27 protein-coding genes and 1 pseudogene are annotated in these 24,752 nt (G+C 63.2%); 11 read left to right on the top strand and 17 right to left on the bottom strand.

The annotated features are described in order from the left end of the window. Position 1: 1 nt before the first annotated feature. A complete protein-coding gene (queF, locus tag MUU54_RS11265; RefSeq protein ID WP_247244118.1) occupies positions 2-466 on the top strand; it encodes a preQ(1) synthase in 465 nt (154 codons plus the stop codon). A gap of 62 nt (positions 467-528) precedes the next feature. On the opposite strand, the gene MUU54_RS11260 is transcribed toward queF, so the two are convergent. Then, entirely contained in the window at positions 529-1,116 is a 588-nt protein-coding gene (locus MUU54_RS11260; RefSeq protein WP_247244117.1) for a HupE/UreJ family protein, read from the bottom strand. A 212-nt stretch (positions 1,117-1,328) separates the two neighbouring features. On the opposite strand from MUU54_RS11260, the gene MUU54_RS11255 reads away from it, so the two are divergent. The 3 genes from MUU54_RS11255 to leuA all read left to right on the top strand — a co-directional run bounded on the left by MUU54_RS11255 (position 1,329) and on the right by leuA (position 5,321). Next, positions 1,329-1,916 (top strand): ATP-dependent Clp protease proteolytic subunit, encoded by a 588-nt coding sequence (locus tag MUU54_RS11255; RefSeq protein WP_247244116.1) that lies wholly within the window; start codon positions 1,329-1,331, stop codon positions 1,914-1,916. A gap of 176 nt (positions 1,917-2,092) precedes the next feature. Next, positions 2,093-3,271, top strand: coding sequence for a benzoate/H(+) symporter BenE family transporter (locus tag MUU54_RS11250; RefSeq protein WP_247244115.1), 1,179 nt, complete (start codon positions 2,093-2,095; stop codon positions 3,269-3,271). 337 nt (positions 3,272-3,608) lie between these two features. Next, the gene (gene leuA / locus MUU54_RS11245; RefSeq protein WP_247244114.1) at positions 3,609-5,321 is read left to right on the top strand and encodes a 2-isopropylmalate synthase; all 1,713 of its coding nucleotides are present in this window, start codon (positions 3,609-3,611) and stop codon (positions 5,319-5,321) included. 4 nt (positions 5,322-5,325) lie between these two features. Here leuA and MUU54_RS11240 read toward each other — a convergent pair whose 3' ends face one another. From MUU54_RS11240 to MUU54_RS11230, 3 genes are all read right to left on the bottom strand, one after another. Beyond that, a complete protein-coding gene (locus MUU54_RS11240; RefSeq protein WP_247244113.1) occupies positions 5,326-6,144 on the bottom strand; it encodes an anti-sigma factor family protein in 819 nt (272 codons plus the stop codon). Next, positions 6,144-6,620, bottom strand: a complete 477-nt coding sequence (locus MUU54_RS11235; RefSeq protein ID WP_247244112.1) for an RNA polymerase sigma factor — start codon at positions 6,618-6,620, stop codon at positions 6,144-6,146. Before MUU54_RS11235 ends, MUU54_RS11240 begins: the two co-directional genes overlap by 1 nt. Positions 6,621-6,702: 82 nt before the next feature. Continuing rightward, positions 6,703-7,656 (bottom strand): metallophosphoesterase family protein, encoded by a 954-nt coding sequence (locus MUU54_RS11230; RefSeq protein WP_247244111.1) that lies wholly within the window; start codon positions 7,654-7,656, stop codon positions 6,703-6,705. A 68-nt stretch (positions 7,657-7,724) separates the two neighbouring features. Here MUU54_RS11230 and MUU54_RS11225 point away from each other — a divergent pair, with 68 nt between their 5' ends. After that, on the top strand, positions 7,725-8,210 hold the full coding sequence (locus MUU54_RS11225) for an NUDIX domain-containing protein (RefSeq protein WP_247244110.1): 486 nt from the start codon (positions 7,725-7,727) through the stop codon (positions 8,208-8,210). A 15-nt stretch (positions 8,211-8,225) separates the two neighbouring features. Here MUU54_RS11225 and MUU54_RS11220 read toward each other — a convergent pair whose 3' ends face one another. Next, positions 8,226-9,209: a glutathione S-transferase family protein gene (locus tag MUU54_RS11220; RefSeq protein WP_247244109.1), complete on the bottom strand. Its 984-nt coding sequence runs from the start codon at positions 9,207-9,209 to the stop codon at positions 8,226-8,228. 24 nt (positions 9,210-9,233) lie between these two features. Beyond that, on the bottom strand, positions 9,234-9,407 hold the full coding sequence (locus MUU54_RS11215) for a hypothetical protein (protein WP_247244108.1): 174 nt from the start codon (positions 9,405-9,407) through the stop codon (positions 9,234-9,236). 51 nt (positions 9,408-9,458) lie between these two features. On the opposite strand from MUU54_RS11215, the gene MUU54_RS11210 reads away from it, so the two are divergent. Further along, positions 9,459-9,974, top strand: a complete 516-nt coding sequence (locus MUU54_RS11210) for a GNAT family N-acetyltransferase (RefSeq protein WP_247244107.1) — start codon at positions 9,459-9,461, stop codon at positions 9,972-9,974. A gap of 72 nt (positions 9,975-10,046) precedes the next feature. Beyond that, a complete protein-coding gene (locus MUU54_RS11205; RefSeq protein WP_247244106.1) occupies positions 10,047-11,360 on the top strand; it encodes an MFS transporter in 1,314 nt (437 codons plus the stop codon). A gap of 23 nt (positions 11,361-11,383) precedes the next feature. On the opposite strand, the gene MUU54_RS11200 is transcribed toward MUU54_RS11205, so the two are convergent. The 8 genes and pseudogenes from MUU54_RS11200 to MUU54_RS11165 all read right to left on the bottom strand — a co-directional run bounded on the left by MUU54_RS11200 (position 11,384) and on the right by MUU54_RS11165 (position 20,046). Next, positions 11,384-11,671 (bottom strand): hypothetical protein, encoded by a 288-nt coding sequence (locus MUU54_RS11200; RefSeq protein WP_247244105.1) that lies wholly within the window; start codon positions 11,669-11,671, stop codon positions 11,384-11,386. A gap of 68 nt (positions 11,672-11,739) precedes the next feature. Further along, entirely contained in the window at positions 11,740-12,120 is a 381-nt protein-coding gene (locus MUU54_RS11195; protein ID WP_247244104.1) for a DUF6481 family protein, read from the bottom strand. 135 nt (positions 12,121-12,255) lie between these two features. Then, positions 12,256-12,465 carry a cold-shock protein gene (locus tag MUU54_RS11190; RefSeq protein WP_247244103.1) on the bottom strand — a complete coding sequence of 70 codons (210 nt, stop codon included), beginning with the start codon at positions 12,463-12,465 and terminating at the stop codon, positions 12,256-12,258. A gap of 243 nt (positions 12,466-12,708) precedes the next feature. Then, a pseudogene (locus MUU54_RS24985) lies at positions 12,709-13,135 on the bottom strand (GNAT family N-acetyltransferase). Between the two features lie 62 nt (positions 13,136-13,197). Then, entirely contained in the window at positions 13,198-15,264 is a 2,067-nt protein-coding gene (locus MUU54_RS11180) for a hypothetical protein (RefSeq protein WP_247244101.1), read from the bottom strand. 11 nt (positions 15,265-15,275) lie between these two features. Beyond that, positions 15,276-18,089, bottom strand: a complete 2,814-nt coding sequence (locus MUU54_RS11175; protein WP_247244100.1) for a DUF4159 domain-containing protein — start codon at positions 18,087-18,089, stop codon at positions 15,276-15,278. After that, positions 18,086-19,003, bottom strand: a complete 918-nt coding sequence (locus tag MUU54_RS11170) for a DUF58 domain-containing protein (RefSeq protein WP_247244099.1) — start codon at positions 19,001-19,003, stop codon at positions 18,086-18,088. The genes MUU54_RS11175 and MUU54_RS11170 overlap by 4 nt, the downstream gene beginning before the upstream one ends. Positions 19,004-19,032: 29 nt before the next feature. Next, positions 19,033-20,046, bottom strand: coding sequence for an AAA family ATPase (locus MUU54_RS11165; protein WP_247244098.1), 1,014 nt, complete (start codon positions 20,044-20,046; stop codon positions 19,033-19,035). A 172-nt stretch (positions 20,047-20,218) separates the two neighbouring features. Between MUU54_RS11165 and MUU54_RS11160 the strand changes: the two genes are divergently transcribed. Genes MUU54_RS11160 through MUU54_RS11150 form a run of 3 tightly spaced genes read left to right on the top strand, consistent with a single transcriptional unit; the run spans position 20,219 to position 22,733 of the window. Further along, positions 20,219-20,842: a DUF1285 domain-containing protein gene (locus tag MUU54_RS11160; RefSeq protein ID WP_247244097.1), complete on the top strand. Its 624-nt coding sequence runs from the start codon at positions 20,219-20,221 to the stop codon at positions 20,840-20,842. Next, a complete protein-coding gene (locus tag MUU54_RS11155) occupies positions 20,839-21,474 on the top strand; it encodes a CoA pyrophosphatase (RefSeq protein ID WP_247244096.1) in 636 nt (211 codons plus the stop codon). Before MUU54_RS11160 ends, MUU54_RS11155 begins: the two co-directional genes overlap by 4 nt. Beyond that, positions 21,471-22,733, top strand: coding sequence for a CCA tRNA nucleotidyltransferase (locus MUU54_RS11150; RefSeq protein WP_247244095.1), 1,263 nt, complete (start codon positions 21,471-21,473; stop codon positions 22,731-22,733). The genes MUU54_RS11155 and MUU54_RS11150 overlap by 4 nt, the downstream gene beginning before the upstream one ends. Positions 22,734-22,742: 9 nt before the next feature. Here the strand turns inward: MUU54_RS11150 and MUU54_RS11145 are convergent, their stop codons facing one another. The 3 genes from MUU54_RS11145 to hemF form a co-directional block, all read right to left on the bottom strand. Continuing rightward, entirely contained in the window at positions 22,743-22,928 is a 186-nt protein-coding gene (locus MUU54_RS11145) for a DUF1059 domain-containing protein (protein ID WP_247244094.1), read from the bottom strand. A gap of 86 nt (positions 22,929-23,014) precedes the next feature. Then, a complete protein-coding gene (locus MUU54_RS11140; RefSeq protein WP_247244093.1) occupies positions 23,015-23,302 on the bottom strand; it encodes a hypothetical protein in 288 nt (95 codons plus the stop codon). A 100-nt stretch (positions 23,303-23,402) separates the two neighbouring features. Continuing rightward, positions 23,403-24,317 (bottom strand): oxygen-dependent coproporphyrinogen oxidase, encoded by a 915-nt coding sequence (gene hemF, locus MUU54_RS11135; RefSeq protein ID WP_247244092.1) that lies wholly within the window; start codon positions 24,315-24,317, stop codon positions 23,403-23,405. Between the two features lie 161 nt (positions 24,318-24,478). Here hemF and MUU54_RS11130 point away from each other — a divergent pair, with 161 nt between their 5' ends. Further along, positions 24,479-24,736 carry a hypothetical protein gene (locus tag MUU54_RS11130; protein WP_247244091.1) on the top strand — a complete coding sequence of 86 codons (258 nt, stop codon included), beginning with the start codon at positions 24,479-24,481 and terminating at the stop codon, positions 24,734-24,736. The last annotated feature ends 16 nt before the right edge of the window (positions 24,737-24,752 follow it).

The raw sequence follows: 24,752 nt of genomic DNA, 5'->3' as shown, positions 1-24,752 counted from the left end.
AATGAGCATGACGGACGTATCGAGCCTCTCCCAGCTCGGCCGGCAGGTGGAGGCACCGCAGAACCCGGAAGAGGCGGTTCTGGAAAAGGTGCCGAACGGCAATCAGGGGACGGATTACGTCGTGCGCTTCACGGCGCCGGAGTTCACGTCGCTCTGCCCGATGACGGGGCAGCCGGACTTCGCCCATATCGTGATCGACTATATTCCCGACGCGCATCTGGTGGAATCGAAGTCGCTGAAGCTCTTCCTCCACTCCTTCCGCAATCACGGCGCTTTCCACGAGGATTGCTCGGTCTATATCGCCAAGCGGCTGGTGGAACTGCTTCAGCCGAAGTGGCTTCGGATCGGGGCCTACTGGTATCCACGCGGTGGCATTCCGATCGACGTGTTCTGGCAGACGGGAGAGGCGCCGAAGGGTGTGTGGCTGCCGGAGCAGGGTGTCGCGCCCTATCGCGGCCGCGGCTGATCTGCGATCGCGTCGCTAGATCAATAAAGGGCACTGCTTCGGTGCCCTTCATGCCGTGAGGCTCAGCCGAAGGCGAGCGACAGGCCGGCAAGCGCGGCGAGGCCGCCTGCCAGACGGGCTGCCCAGGGGGCGAAGCGGCCGATGCCAAGCCCGAGGGCGATGCCGCCTGCATGCAGAAGGGCGGTTGCGATCACGAAGCCTATGCCAAACTGCAAGGCACCTGCCGAGCCGAGTTCGCTGCCGTGAGCGTGGCCGTGGAAGAGAGCGAAGATGGCGACCACCGCCGCCGAGGCGGTGACCGGCAGTCGCACTGCCATCGCCACCAGCAGGCCGAGCGCCACGACGGACGCAAGGATGGCAGGCTCGACGAAGGGTAGACCCAAGCCAGCGACCGCGGCGAGGAAGCCCAGCGCCATGGTGCCGACAAAGGCTGCCGGGACGATCCAAAGGGCGTTGCGCTTGCTAGAGCCCGCCGCGATCTGGCTGGCCCAGAGCCCGACTGCCACCATGGCGAGGATATGATCGACGCCGAAGAGCGGATGCGAGACGCCGGCCATGATGGAGCCGTGCGCAGTGGGGTCAAGATGTGCAACGGCCGGCGCTGCGGCAGTGACGGAAATGGCTGCGGCGATGGAAAGACGTTTCAACATTTTTTACCCCTCTGTAAGACGCATCGAACCCTCGCGGGCGCCGAGGCTGTAATATCGGCGGCAGGATAGGACAGGGCAGCGGCGCCTGTCCATGGCGGAACAAGGCAGGAGAGGTGCTGCGGCTACGTCATTCACCTTAGTCCGCAGACTGCATTGTTTTACGGCCACGAACGCATTATGTCGGTCAGGACAATTCCATACTGGAGATGCTGATGAACGACGAAAACGACGACGACAAGGTCAAGGAATTGCCGCTCGGCAAGGAAACGGAAGCGAACCTCTTCAAGTCGCGTTCGATCTTCATCTATGGTCCGATCACCCAGGAACTGGCGCAGAAGGTCAACACGCAGCTCGTGGCGCTTGCCGCGGCCAGCGACGAAGACATCCGCATCTACGTCAATTCGCCTGGTGGTCATGTGGAATCGGGTGACTCCATCCACGACATGATCAAGTTCATCAAGCCGAAGGTATGGATGATCGGCACGGGTTGGGTCGCCTCCGCCGGCGCGCTGATTTATGTGGCAGCTCCGAAGGAGCGTCGTATCGCTTTGCCGAACACGCGCTTCCTCTTACACCAACCGTCCGGCGGCACGCGCGGCATGGCCTCCGACATCGAAATCCAGGCGCGCGAGATCATCAAGATGAACGAGCGGCTGATCAAGATCTTCGCCAAGGCCACCGGCCAGACCGAAGAGAAGATCGCCAGGGACATCGACCGGGACTACTGGCTTTCGGCGGAAGAAGGCGTGGCCTATGGCTTGGCTTCCCGCGTCGTCGTGAACCAGTCCGAGATCGGCTGACACTTCTGCCTCAGATGCAGACCTTGGGCTCCGTCGGCCTCCGCTGACGGGGCTTTTCATTTGCCGGTGACCTCACAGCTGACGGAGCCGAACGGCTCGTGAGCCGGGATGACTTGCAAAGGCCCGTCAGCTTTGCTCGATAAGCGTGTTCTTCAATCTCTTTTCCTGAGTCCCTCATGCTCAAAGACCTTTCGCTGCAGAGCTTCTTCATGGGCTGCCTGACGGCCTTCGTCGGCTTTGCCAGTTCCTTTGCGGTGGTTCTCCAAGGGTTGAAAGGCGTCGGTGCCACGGATTACGAGGCGGCCTCAGGGCTGATGGCGCTTTCGGTTTCGATGGGCGTCTGCGCGGTCGTTCTCAGCGCTTGGACGAAGCTGCCGGTGTCGATTGCCTGGTCGACGCCCGGTGCCGCGCTGCTGGTCAGCGCGGGAGGCGTGGAGGGCGGCTTCCCGGCCGCCGTCGGCGCCTTCCTCGTCTGCGCAGCGCTGATCGTCTCTGCCGGCCTGTTCAGGCCGCTCGGCCGGGCTGTGGCGTCCATTCCTGCGCCGCTCGCCAATGCCATGCTTTCCGGCGTCATCCTCGGCCTCTGCTTTGCGCCCTTCAAGGCGATTGCCTTCAATCCGCTTCTCGGGCTGCCGATCCTTGTTGCATGGGCGGTGGTGCTGATGGTGAAGCGGCTCTTTGCCGTTCCGGCAGCGCTTGCAGCCTTCGTCGCGGTGATGGTTTTTGGTGTCGAACTGCCGGAAGGGGCGCTGGCGCAATGGTCGCAATCGCTGGCGCCGCCGATTGAATTCGTGGCGCCGCTCTTCACGCTGCCGGCGCTGATTTCGATCGCGCTGCCGCTCTTCATCGTCACCATGGCGTCGCAGAACATCCCGGGGATCGCGGTGCTGAAGGTCAATCACTACAGCCCTGATCCTGGTCCGCTGTTTGCCGCAACCGGCGCCTTTTCAGCCCTGTCTGCACCGTTCGGTGGGCATGCGGTCAACCTCGCGGCAATCACGGCGGCGATGTGCGCCGGCGAGGATGCGCATCCGGATCCGGCGAGGCGCTACTGGGCGGCCATCATCGGTGGGGCAGGCTACATCGTGCTCGGCTTGCTTGCCGGTGCTGTGACAGCCTTCGTGTCACTGGCGCCGCCGATCCTCATCCAGGCGGTGGCGGGACTGGCTCTGATCGGCGCGTTCTCAGGCTCGGCTGTTGCGGCTTTCAGGGAGCCGGAAACGCGTGAGGCAGCAGCAGTCACCTTCCTAATCACGGCCTCCGGCGTGTCCTTCGCCGGCATCTCCGGCGCCTTTTGGGGACTGGTCGCCGGCGGGCTGATGATGGGGCTGCAGCGGGTGGTGCGCAGAGGGTGAGCGTACGGGCGTACCGCATTGGCTTCGTCAGCCTTGTCACGGCCATACTCTGCGGCTATAGCTTCGATCATGACCATGACAGGCGCGATCATGTCTGACCGTTTTGCCACCCGCTGCACCGCAGCCGGGGCGATGGTTTTCGCGCCTCTCTCGCTTCTTAGCCTCGACCTTACGCGCGGTTGCCGGGTCCGATGAGGAGCGCCCGGCGGCCGAAAAGCCTGCCGGCGTAAGAGCTCCTCTCACAATCGTTCAAGATGAGACCAAGAAGACCTGCTAGGGTCCGCGCCTGCGACGGCAGATCATGCTGTGGCGCGTGAAGCGAGAAGAGACGACGACCATGGACGCAAAGACCTTTTCCTCGAAGAACGGCATGCCCGATGCATCCGTGAAGTACCGGCCCTATCCGCAGATCGACATTTCCGACCGCACCTGGCCGAGCAAAACCATTACCGAAGCACCGATCTGGTGCTCAGTGGACCTGCGCGACGGCAACCAGTCGCTGGTCAACCCGATGGGGCATGATCGTAAGGCGCGCATGTTTCAGCTGCTGCTCGACATGGGTTTCAAAGAAATCGAGATTGGCTTCCCGTCGGCCTCGCAGACCGACTTCGACTTCGCCCGCTGGTGCGTGGAGGAGGGGCGCGTTCCTGCCGATGTCTCGCTGCAGGTGCTGGTGCAGTGCCGGCCGGAGCTGATCACGCGTACCTTCAAGGCGCTGGAGGGTGCTCACCGACCGATCATTCACTTCTACAATTCGACGTCTGAACTGCAGCGCCGAGTGGTGTTCGGCAAGGACGTCCACGGGATCAAGCAGATCGCCGTCGACGCGGCGAAGATGATCACCGACATGGCAGCCAAGGCGGGCGGCGGGTACCGCTTCGAATATTCGCCGGAAAGCTTCACCGGCACCGAGCTGGAAGTGGCGTTGGAGATCTGCAACGCAATCATCGCCGAAGTGAAGCCGACGGCGGACAACAAGCTGGTCCTGAACCTGCCTTCGACCGTCGAGATGTCGACGCCGAACATCTATGCTGACCAGATCGAGTGGATGTGCCGCAATATCGACAACCGCGAGAACGTGATCATCTCGCTTCATCCGCACAATGACCGCGGCACAGGCATCGCTGCCACGGAACTGGGCTTGATGGCGGGTGCGGATCGTGTCGAAGGCACGCTGTTCGGCAATGGCGAACGGACCGGCAATGTCGACATCGTGACGCTGGCGCTCAACATGTACACGCAGGGCGTCGATCCGAAGCTGGACTGTACCAACATCGAGCGGATCAAGGCCGTTTACGAGTACTCCAACGAGATGCTCATCCCGGAGCGTCATCCCTACGTGGGCGAACTGGTCTATACCGCCTTCTCGGGCTCGCACCAGGACGCCATCAACAAGGGCATGAAGGCGATCAGACAAGCCAACTCGCCCGTCTGGGAAGTGCCTTACCTGCCGATTGACCCGCAGGATGTCGGACGCACCTACGAGGCGATCATTCGCATCAACTCGCAGTCCGGAAAGGGCGGCATCGCCTACATCCTGCAGGCCGATTACGGCATCAACCTGCCGCGCAACCTGCAGGTGGAGTTCCGCGAGGACATCCAGCGGATCACGGACGAAGAGGGCGTGGAGCTTCCGTCGAAGCGGATCTACCAGCGCTTCATGGAGCGTTACGTGGAGCAGCCCGGCGCGCGGCTGAAGTTCGTTGACCACCACACCTATCCCGCCGGGACCGAACACAAGGGCGTGCGCGTGGTTGCGGCGGAGATCACCGACCGGGGCGAGACGAGGCGGATCGAAGGCAAAGGGACCGGGCCGATCGACGGCTTCGTGAACGCGCTGTCCAGCTATCTCGAGATTGAGATTTCGGTGGCGGATTATTCGGAGCATTCGCTGCAGCACGGCTCAAATGCCGCGGCAATCGCTTATGTCGAGATGGAGCATCCAGGCGGCAAGCTGTTCGGCGCCGGTGTCAATACCAACATCGTGACGGCGTCGCTCGAAGCAATCGTCTCGGCCGCCAATCGGGTACTCGACGAAAAGAAGGCCTGATCCGTCAGATCAGGCCGGCTGCCTTCGCCGCGACCTCGTCTAAGGAAGCGGCGGAGGAGGGGCCGACGGCGACATAGGTGGCCGTGGCGCTCTTCCAGGAGATTAGAGCGATGTTATCGCGGATCAGCTCGGAGAAACCGTCGTCATCCGGCCGGTTCTTGCGAAACAGGATCGAGATCACTTCGCCTTCCGCCGAAGTGTAGATCAACTCGCCGACCGGCTGGCCGCCGGCGGTAAACAATCTTGCACCCTCGAAGGTGAGGCCGTTCTCGCTCAAATCCGGGATCCGGAAGTTTATGCCGGTGTTGCCGAGAAGCCATTCGACGATGGCGGCTGAATCTGTGGCCGGCATCTCTACGAGGTGGCCAGGCTGGCGGGAGAACATCCGGTAGTGCGCCACTAGGTCGTCCAGCCAATCGCCACTTTCGATCACCAGCGCTTGGCTCGGCATAGAGACCTGCTGACCCGCCATGAAGCCCAATCCGCCGCCCAGCGCCAGAAGCAGGACGCCGCCCAGCACCGCCTGCATGGGGCTCGGGCGGAAGGAAAGGCTGGAGCGCTCCTCTGCCGGCAGCCGGACTGCCTTGCGTGGCGGGGGTGCGGTCTTGATGATGCGGACGAGGTCCAGCGGGACGGGCTCCTTTAACAGGTCGTCGAAGATCTCGCGACCGCGGCTGTTGCCGTGTCCCAGGATGTCATGGGCGGCTCGAGCCTGCGCATCCTCCTTCAAAAGGCCCTCGAGCTCCTGCTGTTCTTCAGGCGGCATTTCGCGGTCGAGCAGCATGCTGAGGCGCATATCGAGCTTGTGGTTGGTGCCGGCCATCAGGCTCTCCGCTCGGCGGTGGGAGCGGCGATGGCGGCAAAATTCGTGCGGGCCTCACACAATCGCGCGACAAGGCTTTCAGAGCTGACGTCGAGGATGTCGGCAGCTTCCGCATAGCTGAAGCCTTCTATCTCCACGAGCAGGAAAGCGCTCGCCTGGCCTGTCGGCAGCCCAAGGACGATCGCCTGCTGCTCGGTCGCAGGTGAGCGAGCGGCATTTGATAAGGCCGGAAGTTTTTTTGGCTTGGCCGTGGTCTCCAAGGCTGCGCTGCGCACGAGCTTGAAAAGCCACGGGGTGACGGGGTGGTCGCTGGAGGGGCACTGGCCCTTTATGATCGCCTTCGTGCAGGCCAGGCGGACAAGTTCATCGGCTGCGTCGACACTGGTGGACAAGGTCAGCGCGAACCGCCGCAGACGCGGCAAGAGCGAAACGAAATCGCGCCGGATATCGAGCGGTGCGCCGGATGTCGTGGTCAAATCAGTAGGCCTTATCGATGATTGGATACTGCCCCTATCGCCAAGGTATGAAGCGAATGTGGCGATTCCACAAGTTTTCGGCCTAAATCATCCGCGCCGCTTCCTGGACTGACAGTGAGCCAGGGTCCTCGCCATAGAAGACGTGGCTATCGTGGAGTTCCACGCCGTCGCCGGCTTCAGTAAGGGCATAGCGGTCGCAGACGAGGTTCCAGGTGCCGGGGCTGCCGGAGACGCGGAACAGGTTGTAGGCCGCCCGCGGCTTGGATCCGCCGGGACCCTGTGATGCGGAGGCAATACCGATCACCGGAACCCGCCCGTGGTGGCTTCTCAGCCAGTAGACGGTGTTGAGATGGGTATGGCCATGTAGCACCAGCTCTGCACCGCCGGTTGAAATCGCTGCAGCGAACCGCCGGATGCCAATCATCCGTTTGTGGGAGGAGGCGGCGCCGCGGATCGGCGGATGGTGGATCAACACGACGCGGAAGAGCCCCTCTTCGCCCGCCTTCTTCAGGAGGTTAACCGTCTCGCGCGCCTGGCGCGGGCTGAAATAGCCGGAGGCGGAAAAGGGAGGGGTGGCGACCGAGGTCGAGCAGCCGATAACGGCAACCGGTCCTCGCCGCCGGATGGTGGGGAAGACTTTTGTTTCGTCGGACCAGTCGCGCGTGCCCTCGTCGCCGATGATGTAGGGGTACCATTCGGCGACTGAGCGTTCATGCGCACCGGGTACATATGCGTCGTGATTTCCGGGCACGACAGTCGTGTCTTCCGGTTCTCCCACCGACTGCAACCATTCACCGGCAAGCTTGGTTTCGATGCTTGTCGCAAGGTTGACGAGATCGCCGGTGATCATCAGGTGATCCGGTTCGCGGGTCTTCATGTCGCTGATCAGGAGGTCGAGCGTGTTGACGAAAAGGTGCTTGCGCCGATTCCTGTGCCAGTTCACAAAGCCGGTGATGCGCTTCGACATCAATTCGCGGAGCGTGAGCTTCGGCAGCGGTCCGAGATGGATATCCGAGATATGGGCAAATTTGAACATGGCGGAGACATAACGCACAAAGCCATGATTGGTTATAGAAAATCCTTCGTGTCCCGGAGCTTTTGCTGATGGCGGCTGGCATTCCCGAGGTCGGGGGCCTGCGCAGCCGCTTGGCCCTATGGATCTTCCACCGCTATTTCATCCTGACGAGAGGGATGACGCTCGGCGTGCGGGCCGCCTGCTTCGATCGGGAAGGCCGGATCTTCCTCGTCCGCCACACCTATGTGCCCGGCTGGTACCTGCCGGGCGGCGGTGTCGAACGGCACGAGACGGTGGGCGAGGCGCTGGAGAAGGAACTGCGGGAAGAAGGCAATCTAGTGATGACGGCGGCGCCGTCGCTGTTTCACGTCTACTTCAACAGCCGCATTAGCAAACGCGACCATGTGGTGCTCTACCGCGTCGAGGTGGAGCAGACGGCGCCGCGCACCTCGGATCGGGAGATCGCCGAAGCGCGGTTCTTCCACCTCGATGATCTTCCGGAGGATACGACGACCGCGACGCTCGCCCGCGTGAAGGAGTTACGGGGCGAGAGCCCACCCTCCGACCTTTGGTAGCTTTCGGCCAATCCGTCAGCCGCCGATATGCTCTCGCCCGTGCGGGGCCTCGAGATCCATCTGAGGTCCAACCGGAACGACGCCGGTGGGATTGATGGTCGGGTGGCTGCGGTAATAGTGCTGCTTGATGTGATCGAACTGCACTGTCTCTGCGACCCCTGCCGTCTGGTACAGGTCGCGTAGATAGCCGCTCAAGTTCGGGTAGTCCGCGATGCGGCGGATGTTGCACTTGAAGTGGCCCACATAAACCGGATCGAAGCGCACCAGCGTGGTGAACAGGCGCCAGTCCGCCTCCGTCTGCCGGTCGCCCACGAGATATCGGCTCCTGCCGAGCCGCTCCTCCAGCATGTCGAGCGTCCGAAAGAGGGCGAGCACGTTCTGCTCGTAGGCTTCTTGCGTGGTGGCGAAGCCGGCCTTGTAGACGCCGTTGTTGACGGTGTCGTAGACAATGGCATTGATCTCGTCGATTTCCTTGCGCAGAGGTGCGGGATAGTAGTCGGCGCTCTCGCCGGTCAATCCGTCGAAGGCGGAATTGAACATGCGGATGATTTCCGCACTTTCGTTGGAGACGATCGTCTGCTGCTGCTTGTCCCACAAGGCGGGCACCGTCACCCGACCGGAATAGTTGGGATCGGCCTTCAGGTAGACTTGATAAAGATAGTCCGAGCCGAACAGGTGATCCTCTGTCGCGCCATCCGTGCCGCCGAACTCCCAGCCGTTCTCCAGCATCAGCGGGTTGACGACCGACACCGAGATAAAATCCTCCAGACGCTTCAGCTTGCGGAAAATGAGCGTGCGGTGCGCCCAGGGGCAGGCATAGGAGACATAAAGGTGGTACCGCCCGGCCTCCGCCTTGAAGCCGCCGTTGCCGCTTGGCCGCGGCGATCCGTCTGCCGTTATCCAGTTTCGGAACTGCGACTGGGATCGCTTGAAGTGACCCTTGGTCGACTTGGTGTCGTACCAGACGTCTTGCCACTTTCCATCGACGAGCATGCCCATGCGGTTCTCCTTTCGACCTGTGCTCTACTTACGGCAGGCGACTGCAAATGCGAGACTGCGATTTTGCGAATACTGCGTTTTTTTGGTTGGCGGCAGATTTCTTTCCTGATAATGCGGCTCAACACCGTGGATTGATTTCATGACCGAAGCACGAGCATTGCGACGACGCTGATCTGACGAAACGATGCCGAACGGCATCGATGAGATCTCATTGTCCTGTCTGCTCTCTTTCTACGGCTTCGGTTCACCATGGCTCCGCAACTTCTCCCCAAGCACGACCTCGTCTACATGACCGAGGATGCCTCGCATGACGACGTCATCGAACTGATCAATGCCGAGGCCTTCGGTCCGGGCCGGCATGCGCGGGCGGCGGCACGTATCCGCGAACAGGGGCCGCACGACCGTAGCCTGTCCTTTGTCTGCGCCGACGATGGGGAGATCATCGCTTCGGTGCGCATGACGCCTGTCATGGCGGGGGAGGTTCGCGGCCATCTGCTGGGCCCGCTAGCTGTCCGGCCGTCCCACAAGAACCAGGGCATCGGGCGGGAACTAGTGCGGATCGCGATCGAGGCGGCGCGACGGGCAAGTTCCGAGGCCGTGATCCTAGTCGGTGACCCGCCGTACTACATGCCGCTCGGCTTCGAGAAGGTCGCCTACAATGCGCTGGCTTTTCCAGGTCCTGTCGACCCGGGGCGGGTTCTGGTGGTGACGCTTGGTCACAATGTGCATCCGCGGATCACTGGAACAATCCACTGGCGCAGCTAGGCCAAGTCCTCTAAGCAGGCGATGGGGTTACCGCCTCTCGGCGGCGTCTTCCTATATCGCGGGGGAAGTGGAATGGCGACAATAACGATCGACGAGGCGCTGGACCGGGCAGGTGCCGGGTCCTACCAGAAGCGACTGATCGGCATCTTCGGGCTTGTGTGGGCCGCTGACGCTATGCAGGTCCTGGCCGTCGGCTTCACCGCTGCCTCGATCGCTGCCTCATTCGGATTAACGGTGCCGCAGGCACTGCAGACCGGGACGCTGTTCTTCCTCGGAATGCTGCTTGGGGCGCTCGGCTTCGGACGTCTTGCGGACAGGATCGGGCGACGCAATGTGCTGATCGTCACCGTGTCGTGCGATGCGGTGTTCGGAATTCTGTCCGTCTTCGCGCCCGACTTCACCATACTCCTGCTGCTGCGCTTTCTTACCGGGGCTGCCGTCGGCGGTACGCTGCCGGTGGACTATGCGATGATGGCGGAGTTCCTGCCGTCGAAGAACCGCGGGCGCTGGCTGGTGCTGCTGGAAGGTTTCTGGGCGGTCGGAACGCTTGTGGTGGCACTTGCCGCCTGGATTACCAGCCTCGCCGGCGTGGAAGACGCGTGGCGTTATATCTTTGCTGTAACCGCCGTCCCCGCCCTGATTGGCGTTGGCTTGCGCTTTCTCGTTCCGGAATCGCCACTCTACCTCGTCCGCTCCGGACGCAGCGATGAGGCGAAATCAATCCTCGACCAGATCCTCGTCGTCAATGGAAAGCTGCCGCTGCCTTCCGGCTACCAGCTGGCATCGCCGCCGCCGATCGACGAGGTGCGCATCTTTTCCGGTGCCTTGCGCCGGCGCAGCCTCATGATCCTTGCGATCTGGTTCCTCGTCTCGGTGTCCTATTACGGCGTCTTCGCCTGGATTCCGCCGCGGCTAGCGGGCGAGGGGTTCGGCTTCGTGCGCGGCTACGGCTTCCTCGTGCTGATCGCACTCGCCCAGCTGCCCGGCTATGCGCTCGCCGCCTACGGAGTGGAGAAATGGGGACGCCGGCCGACGCTGATCGGTTTCTGCCTCTTGTCTGCGGCCGGCTGCACGCTTTTCGTCATCGGCGGGAGCGCTGTCATGGTGGGCGGGGCGTTGCTGCTCATGAGCTTTGCGCTTCTCGGCACCTGGGGCGCTCTCTATGCGTTCACCCCTGAGCTTTATCCCACCGCCTCGCGGGCGACCGGCATGGGGGCCGCGGGCGCAATGGCGCGCTTCGGCGGACTGCTTGCGCCGTCGCTTGTCGGCCTGATCGTCGCGCAGAGCTTCGGGCTCGCCGTCGCCATCTTTGCAGCGCTGCTGGTGCTTGCTGCTATTGCCGGGTTCCTGATCGACACGGAAACGCGGCAGGTGTCGCTGGCGTAACAGCGCCAGCGCGCATGACGGACCTACTTGATCTTCAGCAGGTGGATCTTGCCTGCCATGGTGATTGCGTGCGGCGACTGGTCGGGGTCCAGCTCGGGGTCTACAGGCTGAAGGAAGCCGTGCTGTCGCAGCTCGTTCAGGGTCGCAGTCGTCATTGACTTGATCTTTTGCGGGCGTTCCTTGAAGCGGTCATTGCGGGCATAGGTGACCTGCGCATTAAGATGCGTCCACTTCTTGCCCTCTTGCGGATGGACGTCGCCATCCTTGGCAAGCTTCAGGGCTCTCACCTGCGTCGGCGTCAGTTCTGTCATTTTCGTGTTCCTGGTCGTGGTGTTGTTGCACCGCTCGACTGCGCGGCAGCCGAACGGGCGCCTAGTTTCTAGCGCTGACGTGCCTTGCGGGCCGCATAACGGCGGTCGCGCTCTGCTTTCCGTGCAGCTTCGTCTGCAATGACGCGAGATACGCGGTCCGCGATCTCAGCCTGCCGGGCGTCTGCCTCGGCACGCTGCTCTGCCTCAGCCGCTGCCGCCATTGCAGCCGCCTCTGCGAGGATCCCTTCGCGTTCTGCCTGCTTTTGGGCTTCGCGCTCGGCGCGGCGTGCTTCACGTGCCTGCGCTACGGCTTCCCGCGCAGCGAGCTTCTCCTGCATCTCAGGATCGGTCGGCTTCGGCGCCGATGCGAATTTTTCCAGTAGTTTCCGCTTGGCATCCGCCGCGGCCGTGCGGCGGTCGGCAAAGCCGTTGTCGCTGGGGTGTCTCAATTGGTTTCCTTTAGGATCTGAGGCTGGCCCATAGAGCAGCCAGCGCAACGCAAGAAAGGCCAGACGTTATGCCTGGCCCTTCAGAACTTATCGCCGCAATGCCAGTACATCCGTGGTCATCGGCGGCTGGAAGTGTCAGGCAGCGCGAAGCTGACCGGCGGACATCTTGCCCGACTTTTTGTCGCGCTCCAGTTCAAAGCCAAGCTTCTGGCCTTCGACGATCGAGCTCATGCCGGCGCGTTCGACGGCCGAGATGTGAACGAAAACGTCAGCGCTGCCGTCGTCAGGCTGAATGAAGCCGAAGCCTTTTGTGGTGTTGAACCATTTTACTGTGCCAGTGGTCATAACGAACCCTTTCCTAGCGAGATTGATCACCGCCGGGCGACGCACGGCGGGGTTTCGACTTTTGAAAGAGGGAAGTTCGTCTAGAAGCGCGAGGCGCAGCAAAAACAAATATCGGCAGACAAAGTATCGATGGCACCTGATACGCGATTTATGGCGGGAAGTCAACTTCTTGTTTGGTTCAGCGTCGCTTGCAGCCCATAAGTGGTGACTGCGGAAAAACCGCGCCGCCGCTGTCTGCCCCGTCTAGAGCGAGAATGGCTTCTTCAGCCAGGTGATGGCGTGACCGCCCTCAAGGTCTGCAAGCTCGCCAATGACGCTGTAGCCGAGCTTTATATAGAAGTCGCGCGCCTGCGGGTTCATTGTGTCCAGATAAGCGCCGCGGCAGCCGCGGGCTTTGGCTTCCTGTTCCGCCATGGCGAGGAAGCGGGTCGCGATGCCGTGTTTGCGAAGGTGATCCGGGACGAACAGCATCTGGACATAAAGCCAGCCTCGGTCGGTCCGCCCGATCAAGGCCACCCTCCGGCTCTTCATCCTTGTTGCGCAGGATGATGGCGATGTCCTTGCGGTCCATCGGGCCGAAGCGATCGACGTTATAGGCGACCAGATGGTCGAGGATCGCCTTTTCTTCTTCAGGGGAGCAGGTATCGACGAGTTCGAGTTCTGGATGCATCCCCCTCTCCTTGCTTAAAGAGAGGGAGCGATAACAGGCATGCCGATGTGCGGAAACCCTGCCTAGCGTCCTTCGCGCCACCACATGGCGGCCACGGCAAAGAGAAGCACCGAGAGGCCTGCGAAGCCGGCAAAGAGCGGGATGGTGTTCACGCCGCGCAGCACCGTCTCGTCGGTCAGGCGGATGACCATGCGGTCCGGATCGTTGATGCGCACTTCGCCACGAATTGGCAGGATGTTCGGCAACCGGATGCTATTAACATCTGCGATGCGGGTAACGATTCCCTTCGTGCGTTCCGCATAGGGCGCAAGCGTCTCTTCCGTCGAGATCATGGCGGTGAATTCAGGGGCGTCGACGGCTCCGACATGGACGAGCGTGGTGAAGTCGCCATTTGCGATCTCGAACAAACCCGTTTCTTCCATCCGCCGATCAAGGCGGTAGAGGCCAGGACCTGACTGGGTGAGGGGGACCGTTTCTGTCCGGCCGGACGGGTAGGTGATGGTCGCAGGGCCAGGATCGTCGCCGATCGTCTGACGGGTCACTTCGAGCGTTCGCCCGCTGGCCCGCGCCGTCAGCGCTTCTTCCTCCAGATCCGGCTCCTTCATCAGCCAGTGGGCGATGCGGCGATAAAGCCCCACATGCGGCCCGCCGCCCTCGAAGCCGCGCGCCCAGAGCCAGCCGTGGTCGGAGAGCAGCATGGCCACGCGGCCTTCCCCTTCGCGGTTGAGCACCAGAAGCGGGCGGTTGTCGTCTCCGAGCATGACCGTCTGGCCTTCCGGCTGCGGGACGTCAATAGAACGGAACCAGCGGCCCCAGGCCGGCGGCTCCTGGCCCGACCCATCGAGTCCGCGAGTGACGGGATGCTTCCGACCGTCCTCGGACAGGCGCGGATAGAAGCCTGCATCATGGACCTCCCCTGTGGGGACGGCGGGCAAGACCTGCGCGAGGGGAGTAGTCGCAATTGAGCTTTCGCCGGCATATTCGGGTCCCGCGGCGATCAGCAGCGCCCCGCCCTTCTGCACATATTGCGATATGTAGTCGTAGTAGAGGATCGGCAGCACGTTGCGATGCGTGTAGCGGTCGAAGATGATGAGGTCGAAGTCCTCGATCTTCTCGACAAAGAGTTCACGCGTCGGAAAAGCAATCAGCGATAACTCGTTGATCGGCGTACCGTCCTGCTTCTCCGGGGGGCGCAAAATGGTGAAGTGGACGAGGTCAACGGAAGCGTCCGACTTCAGCAGGTTGCGCCAAGCGCGCTCGCCCGCATGCGGTTCCCCCGAGACGAGCAGGACGCGCAGGTTCTGGCGGATGCCGTCGATGACGTGGACGGCACGGTTGTTGACCGGCGTCACCTCGCCGGGCACCTCGGCTACCGCGAATTCCATTACGTTGTTGCCGCCCCGCGGGACGGTGAAGGAGAAAGGCGTGCCGACGCCCGGGGCTGCCTGCAGTGTTGCCAGCGGTTCGCCGTTCATGCTGACCGCCACTTCGGTCGTGCCTCCGGCGCTGCGGCCGTCGTCAAAGACGCGGAAGGTGAGCTGTTGCTCCTCTCCGACAATGCCGAAGCGAGGGGCTTTGACGATCTGCACCCGGCGGTCGAACTCATCCGGCTGCCCCGTGATGAGCCCGTGCACCGGTGCGTCGAAGCCAAGGTCCTGGTTGACGCCGGGCAGGTCGTGGATCTGTCCGTCCGTCAGGAAGACTGCGCCGCCGATGCGGCCGGGCGGAACGTCAGAGATTGCGGTGGAAAGGGCGGAGAAGAGCTTGGTAGACGGGGTGTCGGTATCGGTATTGTCGTCGACCTCGACCACGCGGGTCTCGATGCGAGGGAAGCGGGAAAAGCGCTCCTCCAGGCCTGCCAGCGCCTGATCGGTCTGAGCACCGCGACCGGCCGTCTCCTGGCTCTGCGAGCGGTCGACGACGATCGGCACGACAGTCGTCAGCTGCTCGCGGTCCTCCTGGGTCAGCAGCGGGTTTGCAAGCGCCAGAAGCATGGCCGCGAGAGCCACCGTGCGAAGAAGTGCGCCGCGCACCCCGCGCCAGAAGCCGAGCGCGGCGAGGATCGCTGCCAGAACGGCAAGAACCGCCATGACGGTCCAGGGAAAGAAGGGTGAAAACTCGATGGTCATGCCGTCGCGTCCTACTGGCCGAGCCGCTCGAGGAGGGCGGGGACATGCACCTGGTCAGCCTTATAGTTGCCAGTCAGCATGTACATCATGATGTTGACGCCCGCGCGGTAGGCGTATTCCCGCTGCATGGCGTCGGAAGGGACGGTCGGCAGGACGGGAGAGCCTTGGGCGTCTATCGCCCATGCCCCGGCGAAGTCGTTGGCGGTGATCAGGAGTGGCGTCACGCCATCGCCGGACGAGGAGAGCTCGCTGCCGGACTGCGTTGCTTCCTGTCGGGCCTCGACCCAAAGCGGGCTTCCGGCGTATCGACCTGGAAAGTCGTTCAGCAGGTAGAACGAGCGGGCGAGCACATGGTCTTCCGGCGTTGGCTCCAGCGGCGGGATGTCGATGTTGGCGAGGATCGCCTGCAGCCGCTCTCCGTTCGGTGTCGTTGCGCCGGAATTGTCGAGGCTGGAGAACTGGTCGCGCGTGTCGAAGAGAACCGTGCCGCCGTTGCGCATATAGGCGTCGATGCGGGAGATCGCAGCGGGCGAAGGCATCGGTGCATCGGCCGAGATCGGCCAATAGATGATTGGATAGAAGGAGAGCTCGTCGGTTGCGATGTCGACGCCGACGGGCTCCCCGGGCTCAAGGGTCGTGCGGTAGGTGAGGAACTGGGTAAGCCCCTGCAGGCCCTGTTCCGAGATCCGGTCAACCTCGTCCTCGCCGGTCACAACATAGGCGAGGTGGGTGGTGTCGAGGCGGTCCATGATCACCTCGTCGCCGGCCTTGGCATCCTGCGCTTGGCTGAGGCCCGGCTGCAGGACGAGGGTAAGGGCAGCGATCGCGGCAATACCTGCGGTCGCTGACTGGCTCGGGCGGGGCAGGCGGGAGAAGGCACCGTTCATGAACAGGACGATGAGGCTGTCGAGAAGGATGAGGGCGAAGGCTGCGGCAAACAGGAACGGGCGCAGGGAACGTGCTTCCTCGCCGATTAAACCCTCGCGCGCCACGTTCATGTCGGCGGCGCTCGCGTCGAACGGCTGCAGCTCTGTTCCCGGTGCCAGAAGATTAACGGCGGTGAAGCCGTCTTCGGTCCCGTAGAGGCCGGGCGGGTGATCGAAGGCGGCCACCGGTGTTTCCCCCGCCTCGATTGCAATCGGCTTGGCGATGCCGGTTTCCGTGGTCAGTGAACCGTCGGCAGTCAGGAGCCGGTAGGGCGGCAGGACGGCTGCACCCTCGGCGCCGTTTGCCGCGCTCGCAGCGCCTCCGGCCCGTGCCATCTGGACGAGCCGGCGCAACATCTCGACGAAGGTTCCGGACAAGGGCATGTTCGACCACGTGGCTTCGGCGCTGGTGTGGAAGAGAACAATGCGCCCGTTCTCCTGTTCCCGCGTGGTGACCAACGGTGTGCCGTCTTCAAGGCTTGCCCATGTGCGTTCGGCCAGATCCGGGGTCGGTTCCGCCAGCACCTGGCGGGCAATGGTGATGTCGTCGGCCGGCGGCAATCCGTTAAATGGGCCGGTCGGCGGGAATGGGGCGAGCGACTGCGGATCGGACCACGACATAGCGCCGCCGAGTGCGCGCTCGCCCTGACGAAGGACCACCGGCACCAGCGGATCGTCGGCGGGCGCTGCGGCAAGGCGAGGACCCGCAAAGCGGATCAGCGTGCCGCCGCGCGAGATCCACTGCTCAAGCGGCTCGTAGACCTCAGCCGGCAGTCGGCCGACATCGGCCATCACCATGGCGGAGGGGTTGCTCTGCAGGATCTGCGGGATCGAGACAGCAAGATCTGCAGTCGTCGGTTCGATGAGGTCGGCATAGGGCTGGAGCGCCCGGCTGATGTAGTAGAGCGGCTGCAGCAGGGGCTGGAAATCGCTGCCGCTGTCGCCGGCGATCAGGGCGACGCGGCGCCGCTTGAAGCCGTCGTCGAGAAGACGCACCGAACCCGCGGTTGCCCTGTCTGCGATCTGCAGGCGGGCGAAATCATTGCGCAGCTCAAAGGGCGCCGAGATCTCGGCCGTCGCCGCGCCGCTGCCGGGGGAGAAGCTGAGGGTGCCGGATGCCAGGGAGCGTCCCTGGGTGTCGACCGCGTTGACAGAAAGACTCTGGGCGGAGGCGGTGTTCAGTCGCGTGGCCATCACGGACATGGAGTCTGCATTGTTGACTGCTCCGCTGAGGGCGACCGTTCCTGCGCCGTCGCCCTCGATGATCCTCATTTCGGCAGGTGCGAGAGAGGAAAGCGAGGCGAGAGCCGCCTCATCCGACGCGCCTGATATGCCATCGGTCAGCAGCACGAGGCTGCCGGGCTGTGTACCGTTCAGCGCTTCCGTCACGGCTGCTGCCGCACGCTGCCGATCGGGAACAAGCGGCTCAGGACGCGCCGCAGCGAGCTTTTCGCGCGCTGCGGCGGCGCTGCCGGGGATGGCGCCGTAGCTTGTCTCTGCCGTGAAGACGATGGAAACGGGAATGCCGGCATCCTCCGCGTCGCCGATCAAGGCTTCCGCCGTGCGGACGCGGCGGTCCCAGTCGGGAGCGGTCGCCCAACTATTGTCGATCACCAGGACGAGGGGACCGGCGGTATTCAGCGAGTTGGCGCGCGGGTTCATTACCGGGTTGGCGATGGCGAGAATGATCGCCGCGGCCAGTGCCATGCGCAGCAGCGTCAGCCACCACGGGCTCTGCGCCGGTGTTTCTTCCCGCTTCAGGACCGTTGCGAGGATACGCAGCGGCGGAAAGACTTCCGTCTTCGGGCGCGGCGGCGTCAGCCGCAGCAGCCACCAGATGATAGGAAGGGCGAGCAGGCCGAGAAGGACGGCGGGGCTTGCGAATGCAAAGGCGCTCATGAGCGGCCTCCGTAGCCTGTGACCGGCATTCCGGAGAGATAGCCGTGGACCGCGACCAGCGCCTCGGAGGCAAGATGATCGGTACGATGGAAGGCGAAGCTCCAGCCGAGGCGCCGCAAGGCTTCGCCCAGTGTCTCACGGCGCAGCAGGTAAGCGCGCCGATACTCCTCCCGCACGGTCTCCGCACGTCCGGAGACGAGCTTTTCGCCGGTTTCGGGGTCGGTAAATTCGGTGCGGCCGGTATAGGGGAAGGTCTCTTCCGCGGGATCGGCGACCTCGACGACATGACCGCGCATCCCGCGGCGGGCGAGCGGTGCGATCCGCTCCATGATGCGGTCGGCCTCGTCAAGGAAGTCGCCGATCAAGACGATATCGCTGTTGCCGCGGATCATCGCCGTGTCCGGCATGCCGCTCGTCTGCGGAGCGTGCATGATCGCCGTCGCTAGCCGTTCTGCGGCATTGCGGGACGATACCGGCTCCATGACGCCTGGGCAGCCGATGCGCTCGCCGGAGCGCGCCAGGATCTCGGCCAGCGCCAGCATCAGGACGAGCGCGCGGCTTTCCTTCGAGACGCTGCCGAAGGTCGACTTGTACATCATGGAGGGGGAAAGATCGGCCCAGAGCCAGACGGTATGGGCCGCTTCCCATTCGCGGTCACGCACATAGGTGTGGTCGTCGCGGGCAGAGCGGCGCCAGTCGATGGCGGCGAAGTTTTCCCCTTCGGCATAGGGGCGGAACTGCCAGAAGTTCTCGCCGATGCCGCGCTTGCGGCGGCCGTGCCAGCCGGCGATGACCGTATTGGCGATGCGCTTGGCCTCGACCATGCAGTCGGGCACCAAGGCTGCGCGCGCTTGCGCACGCGACAGCACCTCGCTGCCTGAAGTCTGCTGCACGATCTGGCCAATGGATGCCACGCAGGGTCCTTTCTAGGGGCGCAGCCGCGTCAGCCGCGGGCCTGTTTGACGAGCCCGCCGATGACGTCGCGCACCGACATGCCTTCGGCACGCGCTGCGAATGTCAGCGCCATGCGGTGCTGCAGCACCGGCTCAGCGAGCGCGTAGACGTCGTCGAGCGACGGCGCCAGGCGGCCCTCGTAGAGCGCACGGGCGCGGGCGGTGAGCATCAGAGACTGCCCGGCGCGGGGACCGGGGCCCCAGGCGACGTTCTTGTCAGTGGTGGCGTTCCCATGGCCGGGGCGGGCGGAGCGGACGAGCGCAAGGATGGCGTCGACCACCTTGTCGCTCACCGGCATCTGGCGCACCAGGGACTGAATTTCCTGTAGCCGATCCGCCGCTATGACCTCCCGTGGCTTCGCCTCGGACCGCCCGGTGGTCTCGAGCAGAATCTGCCGCTCGGCATCCAGCTCCGGGTAAAGCACGTCGACCTGTAGCAGGAAGCGGTCGAGCTGGGCTTCCGGAAGGGGATAGGTGCCTTCCTGCTCCAGCGGGTTCTGTGTGGCTAGCACATGAAAGGGCGCCGGCAGGTCGTAGCGCTGGCCGGCGATTGTCACGTGATATTCCTGCATCGACTGCAGCAAGGCGGACTGCGTGCGCGGCGAGGCGCGGTTGATCTCGTCGGCCATCAGCAGTTGCGCGAAAACCGGACCTTTGACGAAGCGGAACGACCGGCGGCCGCTCTCATCCTGGTCCATCACTTCCGAGCCAAGGATGTCGGACGGCATCAGGTCGGGGGTAAACTGGATGCGGCTGGAGTGCAGGCCGAGCACCGTGCCGAGCGTGGTCACCAGCTTCGTCTTCGCCAATCCCGGAACGCCGACGAGCAGCGCGTGGCCGCCCGACAGCAGGGCGAGCATGGTGTTTTCCACCACCCGCTCCTGGCCGAAGATCACCTTGGCCACTTCGCTGCGCACGGCGGCGACATCGGCAAGCGCACGTTCCGCTGCGGCCACGACGGCCTTTTCGTCGAGAACGGTATCGGTGGAATTCATCAGTCCCATTTCGCGCTCTCCATCAGGCATGGCTCCCGACCTCATGCCGGGACTGCGAATCGCTGCACTGCTGCATACGCTTCTTTCAAACCAACTTATTGCCACCACAGCGGCTGACAAGCACGCTGCGAATGACTATCTCGTGACACAGATGTGCTTAGAGCGGAAGCGGGACTGAAAGATGGCAGAGGACACCATTCAGACAGCGACGGATGCCGCCGGACTGGCTGCCATGATCTCCCGTGCCGCGGAGCAGAAGGCCAGCGGAAAGCCTGGCCTTCCGCCGGTCGAGAAGTGGAACCCACCCTTTTGCGGCGATCTTGACATGAAGATCCGAGCCGACGGGACCTGGTTCTACATGGGAACCCCGATCGGACGGCAGCCGCTGGTGCGGTTGTTTTCAACCGTCCTGCGCAAGGATGAGGACGGAAAGACGTATTTGGTCACGCCTGTGGAAAAGGTCCGAATCGAAGTGGAGGATGCGCCGTTCCTTGCCGTGGAGATGAACGTGTCGGGGCAGAACGGGCAGAAGGTTCTGACCTTCCGGACGAATGTCGGCGATGTCATCGAAGCCGGGCCAGACCATCCGCTTCGCTTCGAAATGGCGGGTGGCCATTCGGAGCTGAAGCCCTATCTCCTGGTGCGCGGAAGGCTGGAGGCGCTGGTTTCGCGAGCGGTGATGTACGATCTGGTGGCGCTAGGTGAAACAGTCAGCATTGACGGAGAGGAAATGTTCGCCGTTCGCTCGGGTGACGAGATCTTCCCGGTGATGCCTGCGCGGGAGCTGGATCAGCTGTCGCAATGAGTGAAACAAGCCCATTTTCCGCCGAGGACTTTCGCACGCGGGCGCTCAATCAGGCTGGGGCGCCGGTGGAGGAGGCATGGCGCGACCATGGCGACCACCTGCTCAATCCGGAATGGATGACGATGATCGAGGGGCTGCATCTGCGCGATGCGGCGGTTTTGGTGCCGGTGATCGATGACGGCGACGAGGCGAAAGTGATTTTCACCCAACGGACGGCGACGCTGCGAAAGCATTCCGCACAGATCGCATTTCCGGGCGGTGCCATAGATCCGGAGGATGGCTCGCCCGAAGAGGCGGCGCTGCGCGAGGCGGAGGAGGAGATTGGCCTGGCACGGCATTTCGTTGAGCCGGTTGGGCGCTTGCCGCAATACCTGGCAGGGACCGGCTTCCGGATCACACCGGTTCTCTCCGTTGTCCGGCGCGGCTTCGACCTTCGGCTAAATCCGCACGAAGTGGACGATGTCTTCGAGGTGCCGCTCTCCTTCCTCATGGAGCCGAAGAACCACCAGCGCGGCAGCCGCATTTGGAACGGTGCGGAGCGGCATTTCTACCAGCTGCCCTATCAGGAGCGGAACATCTGGGGCATCACTGCAAGCATTGTCAGGACGTTGTACGAAAGGCTTTATGCATGACTTCAGTGGCGCAGGAGGCCTGGTTCACTGAGCCGGCACTGACGCGGATCCTCTCCGTGCTCAACAGGGACGGTGGCCAGGCGCGCGTGGTCGGCGGTGCCATCCGCAACACACTGATGGGCCTGCCGGTCGGGGACATCGACATCGCGACCACCCTCCTGCCGCAGGATGTGATCGAACGCGCTAAGGAAGCAGGCGTCAAGGCTGTTCCGACCGGCATCGAGCACGGCACGGTGACGTTGGTCATCGATGGGCGCGGCTATGAGGTGACGACCCTGCGGCGCGACGTCGAGACGGACGGACGGCATGCGCGGGTTGCCTTCGGCACCGACTGGACGGCCGATGCGGAGCGGCGGGACCTAACGATCAACGCGCTCTATGCGAGTGCGGACGGGAATGTGATCGATCTCGTCGGCGGGCTTGCGGATCTCGAGACGCGCACCGTGCGCTTTATCGGGGATGCCGCGACGCGGATCGCAGAGGATTATCTGCGCGTGCTGCGCTTCTTCCGCTTCTTCGCCTATTACGGCAGCGGGCGTCCCGATGCTGATGGCTTGCGGGCATCCGCGAGGGCGAAAGACAAGTTGAACACGCTTTCTGCGGAGCGCATCTGGGCCGAGACGAAAAAGCTTCTGGCCGCAGCGGACCCGTCGCGGGCGCTTCTGTGGATGCGGCAGACCGGCGTGCTGACCGAGATCCTGCCGGAAACGGAAAAGTGGGGCATCGACGCCATCCATGGCCTGGTGCAGACGGAGCAGGCGCTCGGCTGGACGCCGGACCCGCTGCTGCGGCTTGCCGCAATGGTGCCACCGGATGCGGAGCGGCTGGACGGGATGGCGAAGCGGCTGCGGCTCTCGAATGCCGATGCTGCGCGCCTGCAGGAATGGGCAAAAGCGCCGGTACTGCCGGACGAAGTGACCGATGTCGGCTTCGATCGTCTCTTGTACCAGCACGGTGCGACCGGTTTGTCGATGAGGATACGTCTGGCACTCGCCGGGGCGAGGGCCGCAGCCGAAGGCGATCCGCTTGCCATGCGCAAGGTGGCAAGGCTCACCGTCCTGCTTGAGCGGTGCGACCGTTACAGGAAGCCGGTGTTTCCGATGAGCGGCGCAGACGTGCTTGCCGCCGGCGTGCCGGCGGGCAAAAGGGTGGGGGAAGTACTTGCGGCGCTCGAGACGTTCTGGGTGGAACGCAATTTCTCGCTGGACCGGGCGGCACTCACCATCCGGCTCGAGGAACTGGCTCGGAACAACTCTTAGGTGGAGAGATCAGGCTGCGGCTGCGTCGTCGCGGATGCGGGCCTTGATGTTCTCCACCATGTTTTCGCGGATGATGTCTTCCCCATGGGCCGTGCGCATGTGCTCGACGGCACGACGCACCACCTCCGCATCCTCATTGGCCCGCGTGTGCCACGGGCAACCGGGAACAAGGGTACCGCATTCGAAAAGTCTCATTGCATCCTCCTTTGGCGTCACGGGCGAGGATCGTCTGATCCGCGCCCGTCTCGGTTAACAAGAGAGGTCTTGAGGGGTTCCGGCCTTTATTCGCGCATTGCCCAGGCGCGGAACACGGAAGCCGACTGGAGCGGCATTTTGCGCGTTCCAAGGATCTGTTCCCGGGCGGTCGCCCCGGACAATCCGCTTCTTCCGGCCAACTGGCGCCGGACCTGTTCAACATAGACTTCGTGGGGCAGATCCGGATCGCTGCGGAGACGAAGCTCCTTGGCGAGCCTTTCGACCAGTTCAGGCCGGTCGATCCTGCGAGCCCGCTCCGAACCTCCTTCGGGCATGGGCTTTTGAGGCACTGGCATGTCATTCGACGCTATCATCGCGTTCCTCCTCCGGTGCTATGGAAGTGACGCTAGCATCAAAGAACGGACTTGGATATGCCAAATGTTAGCAATGTGACATATTGCGTTACGGGAACTCTCAGGGCCAGCGAACGACGGGCGGTAGAGAGGATAAGATCGACTCAACATTGCCGCCGGTCTTCAGGCCGAAGATCGTCCCGCGATCGTAGAGAAGGTTGAATTCGACGTAGCGTCCGCGGCGGATCAGCTGTTCGTCGCGGTCGGCTTCCGTCCATGTTTCGTTGAGGTTTGAGCGCACGATGCGCGGGTAGACCATGCTGAACGCGCGCCCGACATCCTGCACAAAGGCGAAGTCGGCATCCCAGCCGCCTTGCTCGTCTTCCGAATGCAGCCAGTCGAAGAAAATGCCACCCACGCCGCGTGGCTCGTTGCGGTGCTTCAGGAAGAAGTATTCATCGCACCAGGCCTTGTAGCGGTCGTAATCGGCTACGGCCTCGTGGCGGCGGCAGGTGATCTCCATGGCCCGGTGGAAGAGGGTGGTGTCCGGGTCCGTCTGGGTTCTGCGGCGATCAAGCACCGGCGTGAGATCCGCGCCCCCGCCGAACCACTGACTGGAAGTAACGACCATGCGGGTGTTCATATGCACTGCAGGAACGTTGGGGTTCACCGGGTGCGCGATCAACGAAATGCCGGAGGCCCAGAAGCGGGGATCCTCATCGGCGCCCGGGATCTGGCTGCGGAAATCTGGCGAGAACTCGCCGTGCACCGTCGAGGTGTGGACGCCGACTTTCTCGAAGACGCGGCCGTCCATCATCGACATGCGGCCGCCGCCGCCGATGCCTTCGTCGCGCTGCCAGTCCTTGGCGACGAAACGCCCAGGCGGCTGATCGGAGAGAGGGCCGGCCAGTTCGTCTTCCAGAGCTTCGAACGAGGCGCAGATCGTGTCGCGAAGGCTTTCGAACCAGGCGCGGGCCGTCGCCTTCTTCTCCTCGATGTCGTCCGGCAGGTTCTTTGGCAAAACTGGCCGTTCCATCGTCACGTCACCCCGATCACTGATTCCTGTTGAGAACAAACCTTTAGCAGCAATGGCTTTCGCGGGCCAACCGCAGGAATAGAGATGCGTTCGCTGGCGGAAGTTTGCGACTCGCAAAGCGGGAAATTGCGCACTATCTTCATCGCAGAGAGGTAGAGTGCATGGCGAGATACAGGACGCCGCCGCTCGACGGCTTGAAGCGCAGGATCGACCGGCATCGCCAGGAGAATGCCGGCCGTGCATCCGGCATGTTCGTGCGCGAGACCTTTACCATGCCCCGCGAAGAAGCGCGCAACAAGGCGCGCGAATGGTTCGATGCCTTTCCCAAGGCTGCCTACTGGACCGAGGTCGAAAGCTGGCGCCAACTCGACGGGGACCAGATCGAGTTCACCATGCGGCGCCTGCCGACGGCCGACTAGCCTTACCAGTTGATAG

Source organism: Pseudorhizobium tarimense, assembly GCF_022968135.1.
Taxonomy (GTDB): Bacteria; Pseudomonadota; Alphaproteobacteria; order Rhizobiales; family Rhizobiaceae; genus Neorhizobium; species Neorhizobium tarimense.
This window is presented reverse-complemented; position numbering and strand designations above follow the sequence as displayed.

Bases quoted from the DNA above. Each gene is read 5' to 3' on its own strand.
- queF (WP_247244118.1), top strand. From the start codon at position 2: ATGAGCATGACGGACGTATCGAGCCTCTCCCAGCTCGGCCGGCAGGTG.
- MUU54_RS11260 (WP_247244117.1), bottom strand. From the start codon at position 1,116: ATGTTGAAACGTCTTTCCATCGCCGCAGCCATTTCCGTCACTGCCGCA.
- MUU54_RS11255 (WP_247244116.1), top strand. From the start codon at position 1,329: ATGAACGACGAAAACGACGACGACAAGGTCAAGGAATTGCCGCTCGGC.
- MUU54_RS11250 (WP_247244115.1), top strand. From the start codon at position 2,093: ATGCTCAAAGACCTTTCGCTGCAGAGCTTCTTCATGGGCTGCCTGACG.
- leuA (WP_247244114.1), top strand. From the start codon at position 3,609: ATGGACGCAAAGACCTTTTCCTCGAAGAACGGCATGCCCGATGCATCC.
- MUU54_RS11240 (WP_247244113.1), bottom strand. From the start codon at position 6,144: ATGGCCGGCACCAACCACAAGCTCGATATGCGCCTCAGCATGCTGCTC.
- MUU54_RS11230 (WP_247244111.1), bottom strand. From the start codon at position 7,656: ATGTTCAAATTTGCCCATATCTCGGATATCCATCTCGGACCGCTGCCG.
- MUU54_RS11225 (WP_247244110.1), top strand. From the start codon at position 7,725: ATGGCGGCTGGCATTCCCGAGGTCGGGGGCCTGCGCAGCCGCTTGGCC.
- MUU54_RS11220 (WP_247244109.1), bottom strand. From the start codon at position 9,209: ATGGGCATGCTCGTCGATGGAAAGTGGCAAGACGTCTGGTACGACACC.
- MUU54_RS11215 (WP_247244108.1), bottom strand. From the start codon at position 9,407: ATGCCGTTCGGCATCGTTTCGTCAGATCAGCGTCGTCGCAATGCTCGT.
- MUU54_RS11210 (WP_247244107.1), top strand. From the start codon at position 9,459: ATGGCTCCGCAACTTCTCCCCAAGCACGACCTCGTCTACATGACCGAG.
- MUU54_RS11205 (WP_247244106.1), top strand. From the start codon at position 10,047: ATGGCGACAATAACGATCGACGAGGCGCTGGACCGGGCAGGTGCCGGG.
- MUU54_RS11200 (WP_247244105.1), bottom strand. From the start codon at position 11,671: ATGACAGAACTGACGCCGACGCAGGTGAGAGCCCTGAAGCTTGCCAAG.
- MUU54_RS11190 (WP_247244103.1), bottom strand. From the start codon at position 12,465: ATGACCACTGGCACAGTAAAATGGTTCAACACCACAAAAGGCTTCGGC.
- MUU54_RS11180 (WP_247244101.1), bottom strand. From the start codon at position 15,264: ATGACCATCGAGTTTTCACCCTTCTTTCCCTGGACCGTCATGGCGGTT.
- MUU54_RS11175 (WP_247244100.1), bottom strand. From the start codon at position 18,089: ATGAGCGCCTTTGCATTCGCAAGCCCCGCCGTCCTTCTCGGCCTGCTC.
- MUU54_RS11165 (WP_247244098.1), bottom strand. From the start codon at position 20,046: ATGGGACTGATGAATTCCACCGATACCGTTCTCGACGAAAAGGCCGTC.
- MUU54_RS11160 (WP_247244097.1), top strand. From the start codon at position 20,219: ATGGCAGAGGACACCATTCAGACAGCGACGGATGCCGCCGGACTGGCT.
- MUU54_RS11155 (WP_247244096.1), top strand. From the start codon at position 20,839: ATGAGTGAAACAAGCCCATTTTCCGCCGAGGACTTTCGCACGCGGGCG.
- MUU54_RS11150 (WP_247244095.1), top strand. From the start codon at position 21,471: ATGACTTCAGTGGCGCAGGAGGCCTGGTTCACTGAGCCGGCACTGACG.
- MUU54_RS11145 (WP_247244094.1), bottom strand. From the start codon at position 22,928: ATGAGACTTTTCGAATGCGGTACCCTTGTTCCCGGTTGCCCGTGGCAC.
- MUU54_RS11140 (WP_247244093.1), bottom strand. From the start codon at position 23,302: ATGATAGCGTCGAATGACATGCCAGTGCCTCAAAAGCCCATGCCCGAA.
- hemF (WP_247244092.1), bottom strand. From the start codon at position 24,317: ATGGAACGGCCAGTTTTGCCAAAGAACCTGCCGGACGACATCGAGGAG.
- MUU54_RS11130 (WP_247244091.1), top strand. From the start codon at position 24,479: ATGGCGAGATACAGGACGCCGCCGCTCGACGGCTTGAAGCGCAGGATC.